This window comes from Gracilimonas tropica DSM 19535, from assembly GCF_000375425.1.
Taxonomy (GTDB): Bacteria; Bacteroidota; Rhodothermia; order Balneolales; family Balneolaceae; genus Gracilimonas; species Gracilimonas tropica.
Genome location: NZ_AQXG01000013.1, coordinates 36,085 through 60,955 on the forward strand (window position 1 = coordinate 36,085; position 24,871 = coordinate 60,955).

Below are 24,871 nucleotides of genomic sequence, written 5' to 3' on the forward strand. Positions count from 1 at the left end.
AGGCTCGGAACAGTACCGACAAATATGTTGCGAACAAGCCCGTAAAGATATTTAGACGCCGGTAGAACTCTTAAATTTTAACGAGAACGTAACAACTATGGTGGGGAAACTACGTGACCTTGACATTGTCCTTTTTTAAAAAAGTTATACTGTTTCAGGAATATCTAAAGTACAAAGAATTATATATTGACTACAGATTCGCATACATTTGTGGGAAATTACTTTAGTTTAATATATGTACACCAACTATGTAAATAAATTTAATTTAAACTATAATGTCATTCTCTTAAATTAGAAAAGAAACTACTTGTACAATGCTAAATAGATCAGACCTTGGGAAGAGAATTTAAAACAGAACTAAGTGAAATAGATAAAACATTAGTTGAAGCTTTGGAAATAGATATCTCTATACTAAAAAAAGCTCTTAGTGAAAATATTCGAGAAGATTTACTGATAGTCGGGTCAGGAGGTTCTTTTAGTGTAGCAAAGCTAATAAGCACCTGCCATAATGATATAGGGGGAAATGCTGAGGCAGTAACTCCTCTTATGCTACTAGAAAGAAAAGATCAAATTATTAATAAAGTAGTTGTTTTAATAAGTGCAAGTGGCAGGAACAACGACATATTATTTGCCACAAAATTAGCAATGATCGCTCAGAGTAAAAAAATCTTGGCTTTAACTTTGACAGGTGAAAATAAATTAGCAGAAAAAATTAAACCTTATACAAGGTCAAAGCATATTTCTTATAACTTTTCATACGGGAAAGATGGGTTCTTGTCAGTCAATTCTTTAGTTGCCTACTTTACAATCATATTGAGGGCATATAGTGATTTTCATGATGCGAATTATATCCTCAAAAAAGATAAGTTCTTAAAGTCTAAACTAGTTTTAGAAGTAGAGAATTTTGCCAATAAAATTGATGAAAAAGTTGAAACTATTTCACTTTTGTATAGCGCAAAATATGAAGCTATTGCAACAGATCTTGAGTCAAAACTAGTTGAAGCAGGATTATTTAACCCTCAAATAAGTGATGTTAGAAACTTTGCTCATGGAAGACATAACTGGTTTGATAAGAAAAAAAATAATACCGTTCTATTGTCTATAATAAGTGGTCAAGATTTAGCAATTGCAAAAAAAACTATCAAAGAAATTCCAGACTCAATACCAAAATTATTATTGAATCCTGGTGAAAATAGAGTTGATGAGAATTTATATTTACTAAAACCTTTATTTCATCTCGTGAATTTGTTAGGTGAAAAAAGAGGTATCGACCCTGGTAGACCAGGTATTCCAAAATTTGGAAGAAAGATTTATAATCTAGCTTTCCAAAGCCAATATTTAAAAGAATTTAATAGAGTTAAAGTCGATGAAGTAAAACTCAAAAAAAAAGAAGTATATGCTTTACAGAATAAATTGAATGTAGTGGATCTTAATTCTTTAAAAAGCTCAATACTAAAGTATTGGTATAATAATTATAAAGAATACTTAAATAAGATTAGATCAACAAAATTTAAGGCTATAGTATTTGATTATGATGAAACACTATGTAGTTCTCAAAGAAGATATTTAGGGCCAAGTGAATCGATGAAAAATTATCTAAATAAAATTTTAGATAATGACCTAATTGTTGGGGTTGCCACAGGTAGGGGGAAATCTGTACATAATGATTTAAAGAAAATTATTAATGAAGAATACCAAGATAGAGTTTTAATTGCTTACTACAATGGCAGCATAATTGGAAAGCTAAGTGATGGTATACCAAACATTAAAATTAAAACTTATGCTAATTTAGCAAAGTTGAAAGATCAAATATCTCTAATACCAGAAATTGATGAATATTTATTATTTAAATTAAGACCAACTCAGTTGTCAATTAACTTAAAGTACAAGAAAAACTCAGAGTGGGTTATTGGTTTAATTCAAGATTCTATTCGAAAATTCGATGATTTAAAAATGGTTTGGTCATCACATTCAATAGATATAATACCAAAGGAAGTTAGTAAGTTGAGTATTATTAATAGATTGAATACAATTAGTTCTGAAAATGAAATATTAATGTTGGGTGATCAAGGTAAATATCCAGGTAATGATTTTGATTTGTTAAATTCAAAATATTCTTTGAGTGTTGATGATACAAATTCAATTACCGACAGATGTTGGTATTTAGCTGATGGATATGTTAAAGGGGTAGATGCTACTCACTATTATTTAGATAGAATAAAGTATTATTCGGGTTACTTTAAAATCAAATTATAATGAGACGAGAACTTGCAGATAAATTGCTTGCAAAGGTATTAGAATGGGAGCCCGAGGATGTATCAAAGAATCTAGCTAATATAGAAATGTTGTCTCGTCTAAAGTATGATGAGTATCAGCAGTTTTTTCCGGGAATGAGATTTACCGAGAGTTTGGCAATTTGGCTAAATCAATTTAGAACGGTTGAAGAAAGAAAGAAAATGTTAGAGTTAGTTCTTAATAAACTAATCTACATTTCTAACAAAGAGATGAATGAGCTAGTTTCTCAGGTGTATCCTGATAATCTTAGGCATCACCTTATAGATGTTGTTGCTAATCAATTAGGGAAGTCAAAATATTCCATTAATCAAATAGTCAACACAAATGATTTTAGATTTAATCTAAGAAAAACACTATTTCTTGGGCTTAGTGATGGTGCGAGGACTGATGTAATTCGTCGATATAATCCCTTTATATCTCATGAACAATTGTTACCATTTTATTTGGTGCCAGACGAAAAGATTGAAGAACTATTAAAAGAGTTAAAATTAGATCTTGATAAAATTGATTCTAAGCTGTTTCAAAATGATGATAACAAATTTCATAACCTTGTATTATTAGATGACTTTACTGCAAGTGGGACAAGCTACTTTAAGTTTGATGGAAGCAAATTCCGAGGCAAGGTTAACAAAATTCTTAACAAGATTTCTGGAAAGGATAAATTTCGCAATTTATTTAACCTCGATAAGCTGAATATATTTTTGATTATATATATATCCACATCGCATGCAATAAATGTTATAAATGATGCTATAAAGAGCTGGGAGGAAGAGAATGGGAAAATATATAATAGAATCAATTTTCAGGCAGTATACGAACTACCAAAAGACATAAAGATTGTTGCTGGCGATACCCAAACCTGTGAAGTTCTAAAAGAATATTATGACAGTTCTATTGAGACAAACAGTTATAAAAAAGGAAAACATGATCATCCATATTTAGGATTTGATGAATGTGGGCTGCCTTTAATTTTACATCATAATACGCCTAACAATTCTTTGCCGATTTTATGGAATGAAAGAAGTACTGATGGATCAGGTGGTTTTGTTGGATTATTTCCTAGAGTAAGTAGACATAAAACTTAATATGAGAGAAAGAAATCCATTTTTATTAAGAACAGCTGAAAGGATAAACAATGACGATGATTTTATAAGCCTTTTTAGCCCTAATAGTCTAGATTTGATAATTGAAAATTTGGAAGGCCATTCTTTGTGGAATCAATTTTACAGATTTCAAAGTTCACCAGGTGGGGGAAAAACTTCACTTCTTAGACTTTTTGATCCAAGCATATTAACTAGGATACCAGAAATTGTTGAATCAAGTGTCGAATCAAATGAGGATTTAAAAGGATTATTAAAAAAACTAGTAGAGATAGATGCAATAAGAAAGGATTACAAATTAGGGGCTTTATGTGTTTATAATTCTTGTGCAAGTAATTATAATAGTATTATAAATTTGGGTATAGATGAGCAAAAGAAAAATCGACTTTTTCTATCATTAATAAATGCTAGGATATTAATTTCATTTCTACGTACATCATTAGAATACATTAAGAAGTACATCCCTGATTGTAATCCAGAAACCGAACTTTCTAAAATAAAATTTGATGTTTCACCAAATACTAGTGTTCCATCATCCTTTAATCTTAATATGGACGGCTTTGAGCTATATAATTGGTGTGCAAAGCTAGAGAAAAGCATTTACAGAGAAATAGATGGGTTTGAGAATGAAGACAACAACGAGCTCATCCAAGAGAGCTTATATTCTGTTCAATTGCTTGAGTATGGCCAAGTGCATTATTCAGGTGAAATTCATTTTCCCAAAAGGTTTGCCATTATGTTTGATGATGTCCAAAAACTTGGATTTGAACAGCAAAAATTATTAGTGAAAAACCTGCTTGAATTAAGACCATCTGTAGGTGTTTGGTTTGCTGAGAGATTAGACTTGATGAGTTTGGATGAAATGTTGACAGATGAATCAGTTACTGAGGGTAGAGACTTTGTAAAATCTATTAACATAGAAGACTTATACAGAGGTCCAACGAACACATTTAAGAATTTTGCAAATAGTGTGGCTCAGAAACGGGTTGAGAGGGCTCGTGACATTAATATTTCTTCATTTCCCGGAAGTCTAGAAAAAAACCCTGATATTCCTAAAGATAGATTAGAGTCAGGCTATGGTAAAATTGTAAAATCAATAAAAAAAATTCCTGTTAAAGAAGATATATATGGAAGTTGGCTAAGCTATATAGACAATTCAGAAATGAGTATTTATAATAAATTATTAGAGCTAAAATATGCTCAATTATTAATTGAAAGGAATGAGAAAAAGCCAGAACGTAATTTAAGTTTATTTAACTTCGATTTAACAGTTGAAGAGTTTGAACAAAGGAAAAAGTCAATTACTAAATGGATTCCTGAGTATTTAGTTTCTAAAGAATTAGGTATCCCTTATTACTTTGGCTTTGAAAAATTAGTTGACTTATCAAGCTCAAATATAGAACAATTTTTAGCTTTGTCAGGAAGACTATTTGAAGAAATCATTTCCAATAGAGTTTTAAGTCGAAATGTTTCCATAATGCCCGCAAAACAAGAGCAAATCTTAAAAAAAGAAGCACAACGAAGGTGGGATGATATTACTAGGCTTTCTAACCATGAACGGATTCTCAACTTACTTACATCAATTGCTAAGTTTTGTAGAAATGAAAATGATAAGGATGGTTTTCCCTATTCAGGTGTTACTGGAATCGGTATTGAGCAAATTGATAAAGATAACCTAATAAACAGAGACAATTGGAAAAATAGCCCCTTTTATGAAGATATTACTCAAACCTTAAGTGTTGCAATTGCAAATAATTTGTTAGAGGTAGTGAATAATAGAAAACAGGGTACTAAAGGAGCCCCCCCAAAGACACTTTTTTATTTGAATAGGTGGATATGTTTAAAGTTTGACTTACCTCTTTCATACGCAGGATGGAGAACGATTAACTTAGACCAAATGGGTAGGTGGGTTAAACATGGATATGATGGGGAAATCACCCAAACAAAGAGTATATATGAAAATTGATTCGATGAATTGGGACCCTTATTACTACGCGGATAGAGAGAGTATTCCTGGGCTCTGGGATGATATAGTAAATGACAACCAAAATATTATTTACATAATGGCGAAGGGTTTTGATCCAAGGATGAATTCTTTTCCTATTGAACTAAAGGATATTTTAAAATCTAATATTAAGTTTCATGTTTTAGATATTGAAGGAAAAGATGGACCTAATAAAGACTTAACAGATAAAAATTGGAATGAATTAGAGCCTATTCTTTCTTCAAAAAATATAGAGATTGATGTTGAGCCTGTGGAAATGTGGAAAACGCAGCAGAATTCAAAGACTCGAATTGGACCTACAAAAGTTAAAGAAATAGTTGGTAATGGTTTAATTGATAATTACGATACAATTGTTATTGATATCAGTTCAATGCCAAGGGCTATATATTTTTCTTTAATTTCAGCTATTTTAGACTTAACAAGGAAGGAAAATAGAAAGGGCAATCGAGTTAATGTTTTTATAAATGTTGTTGAAAACCCAGAGTTAGATAGGAAAATTTCAAGTTCGGGGGTTGATGATAAAGCGGAATTCATTCCTCAACTTGGAGGACACTTTGAAGAAAAGTCATCAGACTTTAGCTTAAAAGCTGGGATTAGCATTCCTAAAATTTGGATACCAATTTTAGGTGAAAAACAACACCCAAAACTCGAAAAAATCCATGAGTCTGTCAATCCTGATGAAATAAGCCCAGTTATTCCATTTCCATCAATTAATCCAAGAAGGACTGATGATTTATTAATAGATTACAGAGAATTATTGTTTGATAGATTCAGAGTTGAATATGAGAATTTAATCTATGCAAGTGAATCAAATCCATTTCAATTGTACAGACTACTATTTCGATCAATTACAAGGTATATCGATGCATTTAAATCCCTAGGAGGGTGTAAAATAGCTATATCATCACTTTCAAGTAAGCTCTTGTCAATTGGTGCATTATTAGTTAGCTACGATTCTTATCGGATACATGATGAATCAGTTGGCCTTATTCATGTTGGAGGAAGTCAATACCATATCGACTCTGAATACCTCAAGAATTATTCTAAGGAAAATGAAAAACTTAATACACTGTGGGTAGATGGAACACCCTATGAACAATAAAACTTGTGTCGGGGCTGGTTTAGTAGCCTTAGATATTATTTTAAATGGAAGTAAAGAAAAACAACCTATAATCTCTACAGGGGGTACTTGCGGAAATGTTCTGTCAATTCTAGCTTTCTTAGGTTGGAAAACAATTCCTATTGCCAGATTAGGTTTAAATGATGCGTCAAATAAAATTCTTGAGGATCTTAAAAAAAATGGTGTAGACACAACATTAGTGGAAGCTAGTGAGTCTGGTAATACACCAATTATAATTCATAGAATTATAAAAAAAGACAATAAAATTACTCATAGGTTTGAGTTTAAAGATCCTGATAACGGAAATTGGCTGCCCAGATATAAACCTGTCCTTAGTAAAGACGTGGAAAGAATTGTAAATAAGAACAATGAAAAAAGCCCAAGAGTATTTTTCTTTGACAAGATAAGTAGGTCGACAATTAATTTTGCTAAGCATTATAAAAAACAAGGATCGGTTATTTACTTCGAACCATCTTCTTATGGTAGGAATCTTAAAATGTTTAACGAATGTTTAGATGTCGCAGATATCTTAAAATTTTCTGAAGATAGAATTGATGATCATTTAGAAAAAAAACAAAAAGTACCTATAGAAATTATTACAAGGGGTAGTCAAGGCATTATCTATAGATATAAAAGGGGTACAAAATCCTCCGGGTGGATAACTCAAAAAGCAATGAAAGTATTAGATTTTAAAGATAGTGCCGGATCAGGTGATTGGTGTTCAGCTGGTATAATCAGCCTATTATTCGCTGAAGATAAATTTAATATCAAAAAATTAAACGGTAATAGCATTGATAGGGCAATCAGATTTGGCCAAGTTTTAGGTGCATTAAACTGTATGTTTGATGGAGCTAGGGGGCTAATGTATTCTTTAAATTCAAATCAGCTCGATGAGACTTTATTAAAAGAAGAACAGTTTAGTCTTAATGATTTAAATTTATACGAGAAGGAGAGGTTGATTAAACTTGACAAAAAAACTAGTATTAAAAGTTTATACTATTGATAAGTAGCTACCTTCCTGTTAGAGATTGAAAGTATAACGACCCAATTTTGGGGAAGCCGACGCCCTTATATCAACTAGCAGACGTCATTCGATTATTTTTAACTGCACTCCTACCCAATCACATTCACCAGCTCAAAAATTGGTAGATATAGAGCCACAATAATTCCACCTACAATCAAGCCGATAAAAACGATCAAGAAGGGTTCTATTACTGAGGTAAGCCCTTCCACCATGATGTCCGTTTCTTCTTCATAAAGATCGGCCACCTGGGAAAGCATTTCATCAAGATTGGCTGTTTCTTCACCTACATTGATCATTTGAATAACCATCTCCGGAAAAATGACACTCCCGGATAAGGATTGTTTAAAACTCTTTCCTTTACGAATGGATGAAGACATGATTCCCACCTCTTTTTGAAGAATCAGGTTATTGGATGATCCTTTTAAAATATTCAACGCATCGGACAAGGTAACTCCGCTATGCAGCAACGTCGATAGTGTTTTGGTAAACTGGCTGACTAAACTTTTGGTATACAAATCGCCAAAGTACGGGATTCGAAAAAGCAGGCGATCTACAAACGTCCGACCCTTTTGGGTTTTGATCCCATAATTGATTCCTATCCCGATTAAAATAAGTCCAATGCCGATACCGATTCCATTATTTGTCAGAAAATTGCTGACTGCCAGAATTAACTGGGTGGGGACGGGCAGTTCCGCCTGGAAATCCTGGTACATATCCACAAACGTGGGAACGACAAAAATAAGCAGAAAACTAACCGCTGCAATGGCTACCCCAATTATCATCCCCGGATAGGCTAAGGCCATACGAATGCGCTGCTTCAGTTTGTAGGCTTTTTCCCGGTAAGAAGAGAGGCGCAGCATGACCTCATCCAAAGTACCTGAGACTTCTCCTACTTTAGTTAGCTGGCGGTAGATATCGTCAAATACCCTGGGGTGTTTTTCAAATGATTTTGCCAGGCTATTCCCCTTTTTGACCGATTTGCGAACTCCCGAAACGATCTCTTTAAATTTAGTATGAGATGTTTGTGCTTCGGCCGTCTCTAAAGCCTTCATAAGAGGCAGCCGTGCCTTTAGCATTACCCCTAAATTCCGTGTGAAATCAATGATTTCCTTTTCCGGGATCCTGGATATAAAGGGAATATCTATGTCTTTTTTGAGTAGGCTTTTGTCGGAAGACTTCCCGGATAATTGCTTTTCTATGGATGCTGGGTATTTTGCCATTATAATTCCTCGCCTTTCATGGACTTCCACAAAGTTGGTTTTCGCACATAAATAAATGCAGAATCTTGCATTTCCCTGGCACCTTTTTTTAGAAAGAAATGATAGGCAATGACATTCGATTCGCCGTCCTGACGTTCGGAAATAAAAATGCCCACACTATCCTGTGGAGCCAATAATGTGGATCCGTTGATGGTTAACTTTCTTTCCTTCCAGGCATAATGTCTGCTAACCCCTCTTTCAAGATACACGGTTAATGTTGTATCGGTATATACCGTAGATTCTGTCCTCATTAAATCATTGTACAATTGATCATTTACCATCTGAAAATCATTATAAAAAGATATTTGATCACTCCAGGCAGCCATTCTTCCGCTTACAAATAGAAAGGTTACTGAGACCAAACTCACAACTACCGACAGAACAGCCAGCGAGACCATTATTTCTACCAGCGTATATCCTTTTTCCGAATGTATTATTCGTCGTACCATAGCCGTTTGGTTTTCAGTGTTATATGCGGTGAGCGCAAGGTGTCTTCTTTGAAAACCGATACTTCAATTGTATATAACACTTCATTTTCTGAGCTTACCGTGGTTCTTACCCACCATGTTGAATCTTTCAATGCAGTAAAAGAAGCCTCTTTCCGGGTAATTAGTGACTGTTCCATCGCGGTTTTAGCCAGGTTAAATGAAGTGATTTTTTCTCTTGCTAATGGATTATTCCCGGTTACGCCCAGAAACATGGCCGCCGGCACCAACACGGCTAACAGAATAGCCAATGCTACCAATGTTTCCACCAAACTATAACCATGTTCTTCTTTAATCATTGCACCTCAAACCAGTCTAAGATGTGATATTGGGGCTGTTCTGTAAAACCAAGCGGGATTACATAATTCTCCGGCCTTTCTGAAATATCTATTTCCGCATCCTTCAGCCAATTTATATAAGATGAAGGAGATTCGTAAAAATAAAACTGATGTGTAAGCACACTGCCTGATACTTTCCCTTCAAGTTCTGTTTGTCCCAGGGTATACATACCTCCCCGTACCACCGCCTGATCAGATACTCTCACACGAAATAAGCCCGAAGTAAAATTACTGGATTGAACCGGATATATAATCGTGCCATCTACTTTTGCTTGGTCTCGTACATCAATAATTAGCTCCTGTCGTTCTGCTGAAAATTCCTGACTGGTGTATAGCATACTGGGATATCTTAAATAGGCGTTGTCACGGATAATAATATCATTTCCGGAAATGGCCTGGGTACTTAATTCAGCACCCCCTCCTACTTGAAGTGATTTTCCCGCGTATATAAGCATGTTTTCTCCTGAAATATTCCCTCCGGCCATTAACGTATCCCTGACAATGAGTTTTGAGAATACTCCAAAGTGATATTTCCCATTAATGGTTGCATTCCCGTTTATAACGATCGTAAGATCCCTGGGAAAGGATATAGAATCCCGGGAAGACCAGGATATACTTTCGTCAAAAAAAAGCGTGTCTTTGGGTTCTGCATTCACTTCTGCCATCCCGTCGTAATTACTTAGAAAAGTCCGTAATTGCCCGTTTTCCAGTAATTTGATAAAATGTGTTTTCTGGTGCTCAAGAAAGTTAGCATCAAACAACGGCAACAAAGATCCGGATTCTCGATTTAATTCTCCTTCCACATCTCCACTGAAGGGACTGCCTTTGAAATCAGTAGTTTGGGTTCCTTCTTGCCCGGTTAAGACATCTCCTTTTAGTTGTGTTGATCCGGTCAGCATTAGTACCGAATTGGTATCCCCTAATACAACCGCATTTTGAAATGCATCAATTTTCCCATCTCCTGCAAGTACGCGGATGATTTTCTTTTTTCCCTGTACTTCGGCAGTAGAATGAATATCCATAAAACCACCATAAACATTGGCTCTGATAGTAATCTCTGTGCTATCCTGCTCCTGGAATGTAAATGTAGTATCATTTATTACGGACTGATAAGGATACGCATTCAAAAAAGAGTAAACCCCAGCTTCAGCAGCATACCGTGCTTTGACTTCATTGATGTCTTGTTGAATAAACCTATTCTGTAAATAAATGCCGGAAAGAACTACCCCGATAAAAAGGCTGATAATTACGATGATTATGAGAACAGAGGCCAGAGCCGAACCTTCTTCATTTTGTATTTGAAAAGAAAAGTACTTCATGGGCTGAAAGTACTAAAAATTTACCGAATTGCAGTTTTTGGTCCGTTGCTTTAAGAAAATGTTTTATCATAATACAAAGGCATTGTATAGCCTTCATATGGCATTGCGAAGAGGAGCCACCTGCAATGAAGGAAAGTTTCCATTACTGTATCCCTATTCACCTCACTTGGACCGGGAGGTCCGTTAAGGCATTCCCAACGGGGTCGTTAGGAACGTCCGATTCTCTACTTTTAACTGGTACATAAATGGGGAGGGGCTCAATATCATGGGTGATGACCGCTATCGGTGTTACATTGTTGGCCAATAAAACAGACGGAAAAAACAGGCACAGACTAATCATAAGAATGGATAAATATCTCATTTTATTCCCTCGTCATCTCCCTTCAATGTTTGCCTAAACTTCATGTTCTAATATGTTGTTTCTTATATGATTATATTTCCTATATCTCTTTACATGGAACGTTTTTTGTTTTGTGATTACTTTATAAAAATAAAATCATCACGTACCTTCCCATCCCATTCTTCACCATATGAAACAAGTTCTATAAAATTTAACCTACCTTTTTTTACATCTACTTCATATGCTAGTCCATGTTTTAAACCATTCATTTGTACTGATTCATCAGAGCCTAAAGAACCATCTTCTATTTCAAGGTCCAAAGTTTTTCCGGCTTCAATGCAATAAGTAATATTTATATACATTCCAACACCAGTATTTTCTCTACTCTCAACTTTAAGAAAGGGAATGTGATTCTTTATTAATGGATACTTATTTGAAAGCCTTTCAAGAATTGCCAGTTCAAGTTTATTTAGTTTGTCCATTCTATTCTAATCCTTTTCTACTAAATGAAGACAGAATAACCTTTCCATCCTCAACTTTACCACCAATAAGTCGAACATCCATTCCCCTAACATTAATAATATTTCCCAAATTTCCCGACGGTAGAATACCTCTTGCATTTGGAGTCAATTTTCCTGCTTTCAATGCTTCATTAGCAACAGTTTGTACTGCTTTAAAAGCTTCTTCTTGAGAACCAAACTTCATGACTAAACTTTCTAGCGCGTGCTCTGATTTTCCAAAAATATGATTTAAACGATTTAGTGGTATACGTGTAGCATCATCGCCAAGAGTTCTTACCGCCTGGCCAAGAGAATTCCCTACATTATCTACAGGACCCGGGATGTAGTCTGCTCCTGGATTAGGATCAAGAGCACCTAATGTTGTACCGACTACAGTTGTGGTTGTCCCGGGATTTGATAACGCGGCATTACTTGAAGTTACTAATCCTGAACCTATATACGGAGCTGCATAAACAGCTCCAACTGTAACTGCTGTTGTAGTTGTTGCATAGGCAAGTCTTGCTGTTACCCGACTTTGCGCCGCCCGGTCTCCCAAGGTAGCATGTACCACATCAACAATACTACCAATACCACCAAACATCTGTGAAGTTAAACAACAACTAGAAGGAGCTTTTCCATCTGGATCCCACAAATTAACCGGATTATTCAACGAGTAGTTGTAAGGGCTCCATCCCGGGTAGTCATCTACCTTCGGATCAATACTCAACCATATCCCCGTTACCGGATCCAGGTATCGTGCCCCAGCATAGGTTAAATCCAAACCGATCTCGTTATCACGCTCATGGCCAGTATATTTATACAGATCATCCGGGTTCGATACATTTGAGCTCCTCCCAGGCATAACCAGACCAAACGGATAATAGTCATCGTAGCCCAAAGGCTCCCCCTCTTCATCTACCGTCACGCGCACGCTTCCCAAGTGGTCTTTCACATAAAAGTATCGCTGCTGGGAGCGGCGAACCGTGTAGGTCTTGGTAACCTCCGAAGACCAGGTATATTCATCATCGCGTACTTTTAGTTTTACCGTCACCGTTTTGCTTTGCTGGCCACTGGTAAGCGAAAATGTAACGGTTGGGGTAGATGAGGTATAGGTTGAACCATCAATGGTCCAGCTATAAGCGGTAATATAACTTCCGGATTCATCCCGGTCATAACTGCCGGTGCCGTCAAAGGTGACCGATTCCCCGTCAAAGAAAAAGTCCCGGCTTATATCATTGGTGATGACCGCTATCGGCGTTACATTGTTGGCCAATAAAACGGCCGGGAAAAACAGGCACAGACTAATCAATATTGTTGAGTATAATCTCATTATTTGTAATGTATGATTGTTATCAAACCCTTATAGGGATATACTTGATTTAAATAATTATTTGTAGTCTAATGCTCTTTTTAAGACAAGCTCAAATATCAAAATCTAATAAGTAGGATATACAAAACTATATTTGCCAGAATTCATCTTTTCTACAATATCGGGGGGTGTGACTACTATACCAATGTCATATCCTTTCTGTTCATCATTTAGTATTCCTACCTTTTCAAAATCTTTATTTAATTCCCATATATACCATTCTTCTGAAGTAGTAACCTCAGGATTTCCATAATCCAAGCTATCACGAAACCGGGGTCTTTCTAAATTAGTGGGGATTTTTAGATTTCCTATCTTACACCATAAACTCATTTTTATACCAAGTTTAATATTCACATGTGCATAAAAATCAATTTTACTTTTCTGTAAATCCTCTAAATTAATTGTTTGATTCATTTCGAATTTATCCTTAAAAACTCTTATCACCTCACTATTTAATTGAGTTTCGTCTATCATCATATATTGAAAATACCCTTTAATATTCCCTTTAAGAGGTACTTCAAAAACATCACCTTTTGTTATTCTTTGTCTTGTTGTCATTTACTTTATACCATAACTTTAGATAAACTCTTCAAGTCCAATCATAATAAAGTCAATGCTAATTTCTGAAGTTGATTAACAGTGGAGTCATTATTGCACGTTTCTTTGAGTTTAACATTTAAAGTTTCACTGAAACCAGAAGAAGCTAGTCCCTTTTTCACCAAAGAGATATCTTGAATGAGTCCATCAATCACATACCAATCTTCATCAGTCATGATTGATTTTTCTTTCTTTGAGCCGCTTCTTGCCCAGCTATCTATATCGCCATCGTATCGTTTATAGACCTTTATTTTATCTTCAGTTATCATTTGTGCTATTTTACAGTGTGAAAGATGATATTGTTATTTCTGAGGATCGGGTATTCAATTCGCCTCCAAGTACTTCTTAAACTTACACCAGCAGCATTCTGAAACACATTTATATTTCCTGTTGCACCTCTTGCAAAATTTCTTGACAATCCATCCCAAATGGGACTTGATACTGAACGAGGTAGATAAGGACTTATAGTATTCATGATACGCCCACTTGTTGTCATTTCAAGGGTCTTCATACCGTTAGATTTTGCAAAATTCATAGCTGAGTTTTTTGCAATATCACCTCCAGACCAAAACACTCTCCCACCCCTACCAGCAGAAGTTATTTTTGCTGCCGCACCAGCCGGGCCACCAGCTATCCAAGCCATTGGGTTTTTAGCCACAGTCAATGAGGTAGTATGTCTCATTGCATCAAACTGAATTATTGTCGCTCCTAAATTCGAAGCATCAATTTCTGGACCTGAACCAAAAAGTTTACCCCAGAATGAAGTATTCTCATTGTAGTGTGCCTGAATATCTGCTTGTCCTTTTCCTACATATTCATACCCTTCAGGAGCATCGTCTTCCGAAAACACATCATCTCTCCATTCATAAACCCCTGTATCTGAATTTCTCACCCAATCAGTAGGGGCCTCACCGTCAGGGTCTATCAAATTAACCGGATTATTCAACGAGTAGTTGTAAGGGCTCCATCCCGGGTAGTCATCTACCTTTGGATCAATACTCAACCAAATTCCCGTTACCGGATCCAGATATCGTGCCCCGGCATAGGTTAAGTCCAAACCGATCTCGTTATCCCGCTCATGGCCGGTGTACTTATACATATCATCCGGATTGGATACATTTGAGCTCCTCCCGGGCATAACCAGACCAAACGGATAATAGTCATCGTAGCCAATTGGTTCCCCCTCTTCATCTACTGTCACCCGCACACTTCCCAAGTGGTCTTTCACATAAAAGTATCGCTGCTGGGAGCGGCGAACCGTGTAGGTCTTGGTAATCTCCGAAGACCAGGTATTTTCATCATCCCGTACTTTTAGTTTTACCGCCACCGTTTTGCTTTGCTGGCCACTGGTCAGGGAAAACGTTACTGTTGGTGTTGACGAAGTGTAGATTGAACCGTCAATGGTCCAGCTATAAGCGGTGATGGAACTTCCGGATTCATCGCGGTCATAGCTGCCGGTGCCGTCAAAGGTGACCGACTCCCCGTCAAAGAAAAAATCCCGGTTTATATCATGGGTGATGACCGCTATCGGTGTTACATTGTTGGCCAGCAACAATGAAGGAAAAAGCAGGCATATACTAAACGTTAGCAGGGAAGAGAACTTCATTTTGGTCCCTCCTCATCTTCGTGTAATGTTTTTAACCGTTCGTTGCCTTTATATTTTTCTTTTAATTTAGTTTTGAGCTGACTTGCCTGTTCTTTTTTTCCGCTACCCTCTAACACAACAACTTTTAAAAAATCACGATTTTCTAATACTTTTGGAGAAACTTGAAGTGAGTCGATATCATTAATCGTTGACCATGCTTCTTCATACCTGCGTTCTTTAGCCTGTTTACGAGCTAATTTGATGGCTGCTTTTGACCGTTCATTTGGTGTTCCTGTTTGCGACATCCTCCATAACGTCTGTTCATAATCAAAGTGATCATTTAAACGCTTATGGGCATTAGCAATTTGGTTTAGCCAACCATAAGCTTTAGTACTATCCTTATAGATTTTCTGCTGAGCCTGCTGGATTCCAACACGAATACTATCCTCGTCGGAATCATACAGGTAACTTATAGTTAAAGCTTCTTCGCTGTAAGTACCGGCTAAAGTTGTTTCTCCTTCATAATTTGCCATAACATTTCTAAAGTATTCCCTGGCTTTTGAGTTCTTGCCTGAATTGAGCCATAGTTCACCCTTTAAATATTCAAAATAACTGTTTCGACTATCGGTAATTCCTTCTTCATTTTGTTTGGCCTCTATAAACTCAATAGCAGCTTCTGTACCATCCCGTTGACTGATATGCTTCGCATAGTGAAAATGGAAGTCATCAATACCTGAGTCATATGTATTAACTGCTTTATATTTTTGATAGGTTTTAATTGCCTGGTCCAAATTATTATCATTGAGTTCCTTCATGGCTAGTCCATAAGCATAATTGGTAGCCCAAAAAGTTTCCCCCAAATGCTCCTGCACTACTGTATAATTATCAATACTTTTTAAATCCTCAGTAGGGATAATTTTTCCACTTGCCGGGTCATATTTCATAGAAATTTGTTGATCGGGAACGTCCATTTCTAACAAGGCAATGTGATTTGCATGTCCGGGAATATATTCCCACTCCCATTTGTCTTCTAGGAGCCATGCAAACTTAAACTCTAAATCGCGAATAGTCCCATACGGAAGCATAACCGTTGTGGACCAAACTCCCGGCCGAACTTCCTGCATCACTTTCCTTTCATTTAACCCGAAACTTAGCTCTCCCCGATTACCCATTAAAGCAATACCTTCAGGATCATCACCGTTAAACTTCATATCTGAGGCATCTAAACTAAAAGTGACCTGCGTAAGTGTTGAGGTTAAACCCGGATCGTTTCTACCTGAAAAATATACTGTCTCCGGTCCTGAATTAACCAATCCTAATAAAGACCTGTTTGCTCTATCTTCCCAGATCTCAGTACCATCACCTTTGAGAATCAAAAACTTGTATTGAGCTTCTAATTCATTATCCGGTATTTCTAATGTTCCTTCAAAAATTGATTCGTTTTTCGAAAACTGGGAAAGCACTAATTGACCATCTTCAGTCCAATTTCCAAGAAGAGGAATACTGCCTCTCACAACTATCTTATCACCTTGCTGATAATCTGCATATTTAAGATTTACAGAAAAATTAATCTCTGTTTGTGCCTGAGCTGAAAAAGTACCAATTGAAAACCAACTTATAGCGAAGCATACTAATATTTTTTTCATCGTTGGTAGTAATATTTTATTTGAATTTCTCATGTCTTTATTCCCTTTAGTTTGCTTTCCCTATTATTTCCCCGCCAACTATAACATTATGGAACTGTAGACTACCATTCTGATCAAAAACCGCTAATGTTTCCCCATTAGCTCCACGTACATATAGGTTTCCGGTTCCCCCATATACACTTTTCGACACTCTTTGACCTTCAGGGTTATAGCGGTATTGAAGTAAGCTTGACCCAGCAATTGTACGCAAAGGCATATTGGCTAAGTTATAGGTAATTTTCTTTAAATTATGAAGCTGATTTTTAATCAAGTTTCCATTCGCATCGTAATCAACATCAAACTGCATATAACTAGCCCCTTCTTCTAAATAATTAATTCGATTACTGCCAGAATGGAATTGCATCGTCATGTAACCAGTTGCACCAGCATCACCATTTTGATTATTCCTAATATAACTTCTCAGGTTTCCATTTTTGTCATACTGAATGTAGTAAACATCAAAGGCCGAACTGGAATACCCGCTACCAGATCTATCTGCTTCTATTAAACGATTTACATTATCATAGCTATATAAATAACTCTGATCTGGTTTATTAATTAATTTAGTATCAAAACCCCAAGTTTGCTTGGCAATTGTTCCATCATATTGCCTGTAAGAGCTAGATACTGAACTATCGAAATACTCCAATTTTTGGAAAAACCGGTCCTCTTGGGGATCTGACCCAACACTTCCTGTATTGTTAATTCCTGTCAACCATCCTCTGGTATCATACGAGTAATCTATTGTCTGAGCTTTTTCGCCAAGAATAAACTGTTGAACCTGACCATCCGACTGATACGTATATTCTGCTGAAGTTAACCATTCCCCTGAATTACCTGTTAGACTTGTTTCTGCTTTAATTACTCGGTTTAGCCCATCATAAGTGTAGCGCTGGTAGAAGCTATCAGCCCCCCCAGGGTCAAATCTTAGCTCAATCAAATTTCCATTTCCATCATAATCATATTCAATTCTTTTAGAAAGCATCACGCCATCATCTCTCCTTAGTTGTTGAACAACCCATTCCACCAACCCATCTTCATTGTAACTATAATATGTTTTACTTGGGGTTTGAGAAAAATTATTGGGATTATAATAAATTACCTGTGACAGATTACCAGATAGGTACCTCGCACCACTGTAGCCACTTTCATACCCGTATTTATATTCAACTAATTTACGCTTATCGGATGAAGGAAATGAGGAACTATTAGCCTCTGCTGCCGTAAAAGATGTACTTCCAAAGTACTCTCCAGTTTCAATAATGCGACTTAAGTCATCATACTTGTTATAAGTATATTTATATGGAGAAAACGAGAAGTTACCACTTGTAGCGTGGTATTGGTCCTGACTATTCTGGGCTTCTCCATGAAATTGATAAATACCAGAGGACACCGTCATTGAGCTTTCTACATCGTAAGTATCCCCGGGTAGCGATTTCTCATAAAATGCAACATTATGATCATCATCACTTAGCGTAATATCATACCCATCATAAAACAGATCAATTATAGAAAACTGATATTTAAGAAGCCCTGTTTTTGCAACCGATAATGTTTTAGTAACAGAAGGGTTTCCATAATATCCTAAATCCTGGGAAGAATAAGAGCCACTTAATTTATGTTCAGCCGTTTGAACAAACCTTAAATTACCGATGTTATCATATTTATAATCTATCCAATTACCTTGGTCAGGTAATTTTTTTCGAGTTAAACGTGATAATGCATTGTACTCATATTTCGTTATAAACCCTTTAGGATCTTTAACTCTATTTAAATTTCCTAAATCATCGTAACCAAACTCTGTTACAAGATCAGAAGAACTTTTTATGCCATTATTATCCATATCAACAACAGAGGCAATTTTTCTACCTGACCCATCCACATATTCTAATCTTTGCTTTCCATTCGGATCATTTACTATCGTTTTATGTAACGTATTCGCTCCGTATGATTTAAAAGAAGAGAACGTTTCCGAACTTGTGTTATATAAGTATGTATAGTTTGTTACTTTCGTGGAAGGCAGATCTCCACCAGTACCTGGTAAACGAACCTCTTCAGGTCTTCTGAGGGGATCAATGTAATAATCGGTTTCCGTTTTAGCTGTTGAATTTGGTCGGGTAGTCGATACCTTCCGGTTCATATTGTCATAAGTGTGAGATATATTTATCGACTCACCCCCGATAGCATTTCCGCCGAATGAAACCTCATCCAAGAGGTTTCCATTATCGTCCAGATTCTTTTTTGATCCATTGACGTGGGCTAAAGCCTTAATCTCAGCTTCACTTAGAGCTTCATTGAAGACATGGAATTCATCAATATTGCCTGTAAAATCTCCCCAAGGGGTTGTTGGACGTGCCTTACCTAAAGTTAAAGGAGAACTTCCACTATAATCTAAGCTCCCATTCCAATACAAATTACTCCAACTTTTAATCAATTCACCGTCTAAATAAAGTTTTGTGGGAGTACTACTACTACCGTTATAAGTTAAAGCCAGGTGATACCATTTATCATTTACTAAACCAGCCGAAATATACTGTTTCCCTTCATATGCAGGTGTATCAATGTAAATTTCTATATTCGAGCCAAAGCTACCTATCTCAATATTATCATTACTTGCCGAAGAAGAATTGGCAACTAAAACATTTCTAATACTATGATTCGTTGCAGAGAAATTTGTCTTATCCCTTTTAAACCATAATACAATCGAGAATTGGTTGGGACTATCCAATTCAGGAATGTCACCAAGACTTAGTGTATGATTAAGGCTGTACGGATCATCCCCATCAATTCTCAATCCACCCCCAATTATACCCCCACCTTTGAACTGACTAGAATATGAATCACTCAATTGGGTTCCATTATCATCATACATAGAACTATAAATCAATTCTCCATTTTCTCTTTTACCTATCAAATTATTACTAAAATTCCATGTACCTATATGAGAGTTACTCGAATAGGAACCATTATAGGTTACTATTTCTTCATTATTTTCAGAAATAGAATAATCAATCCATGAATTAATCCGGTTTTGTTCGTCCCTGGTATGTTTCAATCTTCCTAAATCGTCGTATCTATAAGAATTTCTAATCCCATTTGGATCTGATACGCCAGAAATTTTCAAAAATTTAGCATCTATGCTTTGCGAAAGCGCTACTGCATCTTTTGGATAGATTCTTAAATTATCAAATTTTTGATCTGGTGAACTACTTGCCGCATATAAACCAATACCACCACTAGCATAATAAGAGGAATCAGTGTAATCAATTAACTTTTTTCCACTTATTATTGCTTTAATGTTCCCACCAGAAATAATAATTTTCAAGTGAACAGGCACATCAAAGTCTAGCAAAATCGAAGATAAACTAGAACTGGATAACAAAGTGTGGTCTTTATATAATTTTAGGTCTTTTGTACCTGAAGAAAGATTTCTTATCTGCACCCTATAGTAGTCAGTATTACTAGAATGAGATCTAAATATCGCTTGTGCATAGATACCATTTGAAGCTGGGTGAATATCCATTTCAATGACCTGATTGCCAGAATTTAAATCTGAGTTCAGATTGTGCCAAATTATACCATTGCTTCCTCCAGTGTATTCCAAGTATCCGTTGTTTGCTGACCATGTTCCCGAATCAACGTACCAGCCGCTTAAGCTACTTGTCGGCTCTGCTCTATAGTTATTTGTATAATCTTTATCTTCAAAATCTTCTAGAAAAGTACTACTATAATCTGCGTTTTTAAAAATACCTTTCGGAATGCCATCTTTCGAGGTTGAGTAAATAGAATTGTTAATTCCATTTGCGTTAGTATAATTGTATGGGTTTCCATATTTGTCATAATCGCCATTAAGATCAACGACCTTAAATTCAGAAGAAGAACTAGCTCCTATTTCTCTTACATTTATATAATTAAGAAGTGCTGTGCTATCAAATGGAACATAATATTGCTTGTATTCATAGTACTGAGTTTCTGCAAGCCAATTTTTTTCGGTTACACTCATTAAAAGATCTACCTGATTGTTTTTTCTTATATAAGCATTATATGGAACAGGTTGGTCGTAGGCGTAAACGTATTCAGTTTTTTTACCAGATATTTTATCCTCAATGTTTTTTAATAAACCATTTCCATTATAAAACTCTTTCTCTACCCAAGATTTTGTAAGTGTTATCCCCGAATAATACATATCATCTTTTTCTTCAAGGAGGGATAACCAGTAAGAAAGACCGAATCCAGTAAAAGTACTAATATCATCTTGTAACTCTTTTGTTCTGTTAAGTGTGGTTCTTTTGACTAAAGCTTGACTATCGTTATACCATTCTTCTTTAATTAAGTCTCCACTCTTTTTTAACGTTACATCAAAAATCTGTTGAGATGTTTTCCCCGTATTTACTCCATAATCGAAATCCAGATGGTTTACATTATAATACCTTTCAATAGAAGATCCATCAGGCCTGTTTTCCTTTATTTTTCCATATATAGGAGTTTGATTTGTCAACTTTGAAAACCAATGAGTTGGGGGGATTTCAGGTTGCCTTGAATATTCTCCTCCTGTAGAAAAGTTAATACTATGATACTCCACCGGGTCTACATATATTCTTCCCACATCTTGAATCCAACTACTACTTGAAGACTTATATGAGTAATAAGAATATGTATAAGTTTTGCTTACTCCTTCAGTAGTTATAGTTTGTGATTTTAGTCTGTATCCAAAACCAAGATGAGTTTCAACTGGACTTGCATTTATCCCCTGACCCGACGGTCTCGTATTCCCTTCATGATACCAATCTAAAACATACTCATCGCTTTCATAATCAAACTCAATTGAGGACGCATTTGGGTAAACTACTTTTTTTAAGCTCCACATCTTGACATCACTATCCGCTGGCTCATAGTTTATGCTACCTTCAAGGTCTAATAATGAATTTGTGTTAAAATATCCATCCGGGCCAATCATCGATTCATCTGGGTTATTATTGGCGGACCTATAATATTGTAACATGTCACGATCCCCAGTTTGATCATAATCGTTGTTTCTTTTTAGTGTATTCGTTCCAGATTCAAGATGACTGCTTTGTATTACATCATGATAGGAGAATGTATACTTCACAGGGTCCAGCCCTTGCTCTCTGGTAAGCTCCACACTCTTTAACATCGACCGTTCTTCATCATAACCTGGTGTTGCCTCCCCAACCGAATAGTAATTTAACTTAAATTGCTTTATTGGATTTGTTAATCCTGATATCACATTACTTGTTAAATCATTTTCATATAGTCTAATTTCTTTTAACCTTCTTTTTTTTTCCCCATTCACATCTCCTGACACAGGTTTGAAATCATCCTCAAATGGCCAAGGATTATCGTTATCGTAGATGTAAAAATTTAATGTTTCTGTTTCAAAATATTGTTCATCGTATTTATCACTCCATTTCCTATCTAATAATTCGCTTATTGGATTATAAGGTTCTTCCTCAGTAAAAAATTCAGCTATATGCGTTGGTGTTACAATATATTTTATATAAGTCTCTTCAAAAGATCGCATTCCATCATTAAAAATAAACGCAGAGCAATTTCCATACTGTTCAACTTTGTGCAAATCTTCCGTTGTGTATTCGAATTTCTTAGTTTCTTGTGTTGGAGAAAATTCATAAAAAATTCGGATCCATGAACCATTGTGGTTTTGCCCATTTGACGTTTCCATTGGATCAAATCCATCTTCCCCTAATTTCATGAAACCTGGTGTTAATACTGAAGTCAAAAGCCATTTATGAAATGGTGCTTTTTCTGAGGTATGTAGATTCATATTCTTTGGTTGGCAAGTATTCCATCCTTGTCTTTCCCATCCATCGCGCGAATTAGCACCAAATAATGCCTTATCAAACACATATATAATGCCCGATTCATCCTTTATAATAAATCGATGATTTTCGTCATTATATGTAATACTCCATTTCTTCCAATCTTCAACCACAAATTTCATTTGCCCATTTGATGTTTCATCTGATTGGAAAACAGTCACAGAACGCCCATCGGGCAACTTTACAATAAAACGATCTGCAGCCTCTTGTACATTTTCATATGGAGCGCCATAAATAGAAGGAATGTTATCATCTGTGCTTCCTCCAAATTGAATTTTTTGCACATATGATTCAGAAAAAGACCAACCTAAGCCAACCCATCCAGCTTCTTGTACTACTTTTATTCCTGGTGAATAAGTTAAACTCAATGGATAACTTAGCTTTCTTCCAAGCACATCAAATATGGGAATAGAAAATGAAATATCACCATAGGCATTCGGCTGAACTTTACTAGCAGAACTGCTTGTAAAAGAACTTAAATCTATTTCTCCATTTGTGATTTGTGCCTTAACACGATCATCAAATCCCCCAAAAACATAGTCTGGCGTTTGAGCTATACTGCATTCAACGGCGAATAGTGGAAAAAATAGTGTAAGAGAACCTAATAAAATTTTATTTACTCCTGCCCTATATTCTTTATTCTTGAAGTTGGCAATAAACTTATTGCCCTTTCTGGTAATTGAATTTAGCTTTATTAAGAATAGATTCATCAATCCGCCAAAAATAATACTTGTATTATTTTTTGGCATTGTCTTACTATCTAAAGTGTTTTTCACTATCATGGCATATGACTGTTAAATATTACTATTTCATTTTTTAATCATTGCCTTATAGCTGTCCCTTAAACCTTGATTCTAAATACTCTTTTCAAATTTTAATTGCAAATATTTTTATCCAAAAGATCAATTTTTTAATGCAATTAACGATAAGATAATATGATGGAATAGAAAAGCTTCTACTAACATATATCCTATAACTATATGTGGAGCAAAAGATAAGGACGAGTAGTTATCCTTTTTGTCAAGTATTTTGAACACCGAAAAAAATCCTCCGGATAGAATAGCAAAATACAGAATCCAAAAAATATTCCATCCCGTAAGAAGTCCCAACACTAAGATAAGTTTGATATCCCCCCAACCGAACCCAGGCTTTCCCCATAATTTACCGGCACCCCAGCGAATACCAATAAACAATAGCGAAACCAACACTGCCGGTATTAAGTATGTTGCATTTGTAAGATCTGTGAACAAAAGATAAAACCAGCCCGCCATGCCAATGTAAAGCAGCCTGTTCGGAATTACCCCACTGTAAGCATCAATACATCCTATGAGAAGTAGCAACCCAAAAATATAGCAAACCAATATGGGTAAATTTTCCAAATATAGAATCAGAAGAGTGAATCCCATTGCTGTCAAAAAATAGAACAAGAACCAATTCCATTTGACTGAACTACTTTTTAATTCTTCAATATTTGTTGATAGTAATTTTGGCTGAAAAAAAGCGACATAGCCTCCAGTCACTGCCAAAAAAAAGATCAGAACCCCATGTAAGAACATTTCAATCGGGGACTACTTGCTCTATATTGCCGGTTTCCGTCACCTGCCATTGATTGAACTCGCCATCGTTATCAAAGTCTATTACAGAGGTGGCTAGGGCTGTATAACTGTTAGGACCCGCCTCAGTTATCTCTATTTCATACCGGGCCCTTCCTCCTTCCGTAATCAGCTGCTCTTGCTCAAACCCCAGAGATGCAAAATCAGTAGAATAGGTGTCGTTCTCCAATCGGTAGGTTTTTTGAAGAGTATGTAAAAAACTCAATTGTGTTTTAGCCTCTGTTGTCTTAGCCCGGGTAGTTACATTTTGATATAGCGGTACGGCTATCATCACCAAAATTCCAATGATGGCCAATACGATTAACAATTCGGTCAACGAGAAACCATGTTCCTCTTTTTGAAACTTTTCAAATTTTTTAGGTAACCACATCATAGCTTG

At 35.9% G+C, this 24,871-nt stretch carries 18 protein-coding genes; 5 read left to right on the top strand and 13 right to left on the bottom strand.

The features are described 5' to 3' along the window. The first annotated feature begins 333 nt into the window (after positions 1 to 333). The 5 genes from B151_RS0115100 to B151_RS0115120 are packed head-to-tail and all read left to right on the top strand — an operon-like array spanning position 334 to position 7,523. Positions 334 to 2,256: a hypothetical protein gene (locus tag B151_RS0115100; protein ID WP_020404489.1), complete on the top strand. Its 1,923-nt coding sequence runs from the start codon at positions 334 to 336 to the stop codon at positions 2,254 to 2,256. Next, entirely contained in the window at positions 2,256 to 3,380 is a 1,125-nt protein-coding gene (locus B151_RS0115105) for a phosphoribosyltransferase-like protein (protein WP_020404490.1), read from the top strand. The genes B151_RS0115100 and B151_RS0115105 overlap by 1 nt, the downstream gene beginning before the upstream one ends. Position 3,381: 1 nt before the next feature. Next, positions 3,382 to 5,361, top strand: a complete 1,980-nt coding sequence (locus tag B151_RS0115110; RefSeq protein WP_020404491.1) for an ORC-CDC6 family AAA ATPase — start codon at positions 3,382 to 3,384, stop codon at positions 5,359 to 5,361. Further along, entirely contained in the window at positions 5,351 to 6,502 is a 1,152-nt protein-coding gene (locus tag B151_RS0115115; protein WP_020404492.1) for a hypothetical protein, read from the top strand. The genes B151_RS0115110 and B151_RS0115115 overlap by 11 nt, the downstream gene beginning before the upstream one ends. Next, on the top strand, positions 6,492 to 7,523 hold the full coding sequence (locus B151_RS0115120) for a PfkB family carbohydrate kinase (protein WP_020404493.1): 1,032 nt from the start codon (positions 6,492 to 6,494) through the stop codon (positions 7,521 to 7,523). The genes B151_RS0115115 and B151_RS0115120 overlap by 11 nt, the downstream gene beginning before the upstream one ends. A 110-nt stretch (positions 7,524 to 7,633) precedes the next feature. Here the strand turns inward: B151_RS0115120 and B151_RS18960 are convergent, their stop codons facing one another. The 13 genes from B151_RS18960 to B151_RS0115185 all read right to left on the bottom strand — a co-directional run bounded on the left by B151_RS18960 (position 7,634) and on the right by B151_RS0115185 (position 24,865). Beyond that, positions 7,634 to 8,764 carry a type II secretion system F family protein gene (locus tag B151_RS18960; protein ID WP_020404494.1) on the bottom strand — a complete coding sequence of 377 codons (1,131 nt, stop codon included), beginning with the start codon at positions 8,762 to 8,764 and terminating at the stop codon, positions 7,634 to 7,636. After that, the gene (locus tag B151_RS0115130; RefSeq protein ID WP_020404495.1) at positions 8,764 to 9,252 is read right to left on the bottom strand and encodes a prepilin-type N-terminal cleavage/methylation domain-containing protein; all 489 of its coding nucleotides are present in this window, start codon (positions 9,250 to 9,252) and stop codon (positions 8,764 to 8,766) included. The genes B151_RS18960 and B151_RS0115130 overlap by 1 nt, the downstream gene beginning before the upstream one ends. Continuing rightward, positions 9,237 to 9,587: a PulJ/GspJ family protein gene (locus B151_RS0115135; RefSeq protein ID WP_020404496.1), complete on the bottom strand. Its 351-nt coding sequence runs from the start codon at positions 9,585 to 9,587 to the stop codon at positions 9,237 to 9,239. Before B151_RS0115135 ends, B151_RS0115130 begins: the two co-directional genes overlap by 16 nt. Next, a complete protein-coding gene (locus B151_RS0115140) occupies positions 9,584 to 10,945 on the bottom strand; it encodes a hypothetical protein (protein ID WP_020404497.1) in 1,362 nt (453 codons plus the stop codon). Before B151_RS0115140 ends, B151_RS0115135 begins: the two co-directional genes overlap by 4 nt. Before the next feature lie 477 nt (positions 10,946 to 11,422). Continuing rightward, on the bottom strand, positions 11,423 to 11,767 hold the full coding sequence (locus B151_RS0115145) for a hypothetical protein (RefSeq protein WP_020404498.1): 345 nt from the start codon (positions 11,765 to 11,767) through the stop codon (positions 11,423 to 11,425). Between the two features lies 1 nt (position 11,768). Further along, positions 11,769 to 13,115 (bottom strand): RHS repeat-associated core domain-containing protein, encoded by a 1,347-nt coding sequence (locus tag B151_RS0115150; RefSeq protein WP_020404499.1) that lies wholly within the window; start codon positions 13,113 to 13,115, stop codon positions 11,769 to 11,771. A 105-nt stretch (positions 13,116 to 13,220) separates the two neighbouring features. Next, the gene (locus B151_RS0115155) at positions 13,221 to 13,712 is read right to left on the bottom strand and encodes an Imm26 family immunity protein (RefSeq protein WP_020404500.1); all 492 of its coding nucleotides are present in this window, start codon (positions 13,710 to 13,712) and stop codon (positions 13,221 to 13,223) included. 41 nt (positions 13,713 to 13,753) lie between these two features. Further along, positions 13,754 to 14,020, bottom strand: coding sequence for a hypothetical protein (locus tag B151_RS0115160; RefSeq protein WP_020404501.1), 267 nt, complete (start codon positions 14,018 to 14,020; stop codon positions 13,754 to 13,756). 5 nt (positions 14,021 to 14,025) lie between these two features. Continuing rightward, positions 14,026 to 15,357 carry an RHS repeat-associated core domain-containing protein gene (locus tag B151_RS19740; RefSeq protein ID WP_020404502.1) on the bottom strand — a complete coding sequence of 444 codons (1,332 nt, stop codon included), beginning with the start codon at positions 15,355 to 15,357 and terminating at the stop codon, positions 14,026 to 14,028. Beyond that, complete coding sequence (locus B151_RS0115170; RefSeq protein WP_083909920.1) at positions 15,354 to 17,015, bottom strand: carbohydrate-binding module family 20 domain-containing protein; 1,662 nt, start codon at positions 17,013 to 17,015, stop codon at positions 15,354 to 15,356. The genes B151_RS19740 and B151_RS0115170 overlap by 4 nt, the downstream gene beginning before the upstream one ends. A gap of 13 nt (positions 17,016 to 17,028) precedes the next feature. Further along, a complete protein-coding gene (locus B151_RS0115175; protein ID WP_083909921.1) occupies positions 17,029 to 23,661 on the bottom strand; it encodes a LamG-like jellyroll fold domain-containing protein in 6,633 nt (2,210 codons plus the stop codon). Positions 23,662 to 23,781: 120 nt separating this feature from the next. Further along, positions 23,782 to 24,399, bottom strand: a complete 618-nt coding sequence (locus B151_RS0115180; RefSeq protein WP_245550431.1) for a prepilin peptidase — start codon at positions 24,397 to 24,399, stop codon at positions 23,782 to 23,784. A gap of 37 nt (positions 24,400 to 24,436) precedes the next feature. Continuing rightward, positions 24,437 to 24,865 (bottom strand): type IV pilin protein, encoded by a 429-nt coding sequence (locus B151_RS0115185; protein WP_281103938.1) that lies wholly within the window; start codon positions 24,863 to 24,865, stop codon positions 24,437 to 24,439. Between the last annotated feature and the right edge of the window lie 6 nt (positions 24,866 to 24,871).

Coding starts and splice junctions, on each gene's coding strand:
- B151_RS19740 (WP_020404502.1), bottom strand. CDS start 15,357: ATGAAGTTCTCTTCCCTGCTAACGTTTAGTATATGCCTGCTTTTTCCT.
- B151_RS0115140 (WP_020404497.1), bottom strand. CDS start 10,945: ATGAAGTACTTTTCTTTTCAAATACAAAATGAAGAAGGTTCGGCTCTG.
- B151_RS0115130 (WP_020404495.1), bottom strand. CDS start 9,252: ATGGTACGACGAATAATACATTCGGAAAAAGGATATACGCTGGTAGAA.
- B151_RS0115145 (WP_020404498.1), bottom strand. CDS start 11,767: ATGGACAAACTAAATAAACTTGAACTGGCAATTCTTGAAAGGCTTTCA.
- B151_RS0115115 (WP_020404492.1), top strand. CDS start 5,351: ATGAAAATTGATTCGATGAATTGGGACCCTTATTACTACGCGGATAGA.
- B151_RS0115110 (WP_020404491.1), top strand. CDS start 3,382: ATGAGAGAAAGAAATCCATTTTTATTAAGAACAGCTGAAAGGATAAAC.
- B151_RS0115105 (WP_020404490.1), top strand. CDS start 2,256: ATGAGACGAGAACTTGCAGATAAATTGCTTGCAAAGGTATTAGAATGG.
- B151_RS0115175 (WP_083909921.1), bottom strand. CDS start 23,661: ATGATAGTGAAAAACACTTTAGATAGTAAGACAATGCCAAAAAATAAT.
- B151_RS0115120 (WP_020404493.1), top strand. CDS start 6,492: ATGAACAATAAAACTTGTGTCGGGGCTGGTTTAGTAGCCTTAGATATT.
- B151_RS0115135 (WP_020404496.1), bottom strand. CDS start 9,587: ATGATTAAAGAAGAACATGGTTATAGTTTGGTGGAAACATTGGTAGCA.
- B151_RS18960 (WP_020404494.1), bottom strand. CDS start 8,764: ATGGCAAAATACCCAGCATCCATAGAAAAGCAATTATCCGGGAAGTCT.
- B151_RS0115160 (WP_020404501.1), bottom strand. CDS start 14,020: ATGATAACTGAAGATAAAATAAAGGTCTATAAACGATACGATGGCGAT.
- B151_RS0115170 (WP_083909920.1), bottom strand. CDS start 17,015: ATGAGAAATTCAAATAAAATATTACTACCAACGATGAAAAAAATATTA.
- B151_RS0115185 (WP_281103938.1), bottom strand. CDS start 24,865: ATGATGTGGTTACCTAAAAAATTTGAAAAGTTTCAAAAAGAGGAACAT.
- B151_RS0115155 (WP_020404500.1), bottom strand. CDS start 13,712: ATGACAACAAGACAAAGAATAACAAAAGGTGATGTTTTTGAAGTACCT.
- B151_RS0115150 (WP_020404499.1), bottom strand. CDS start 13,115: ATGAGATTATACTCAACAATATTGATTAGTCTGTGCCTGTTTTTCCCG.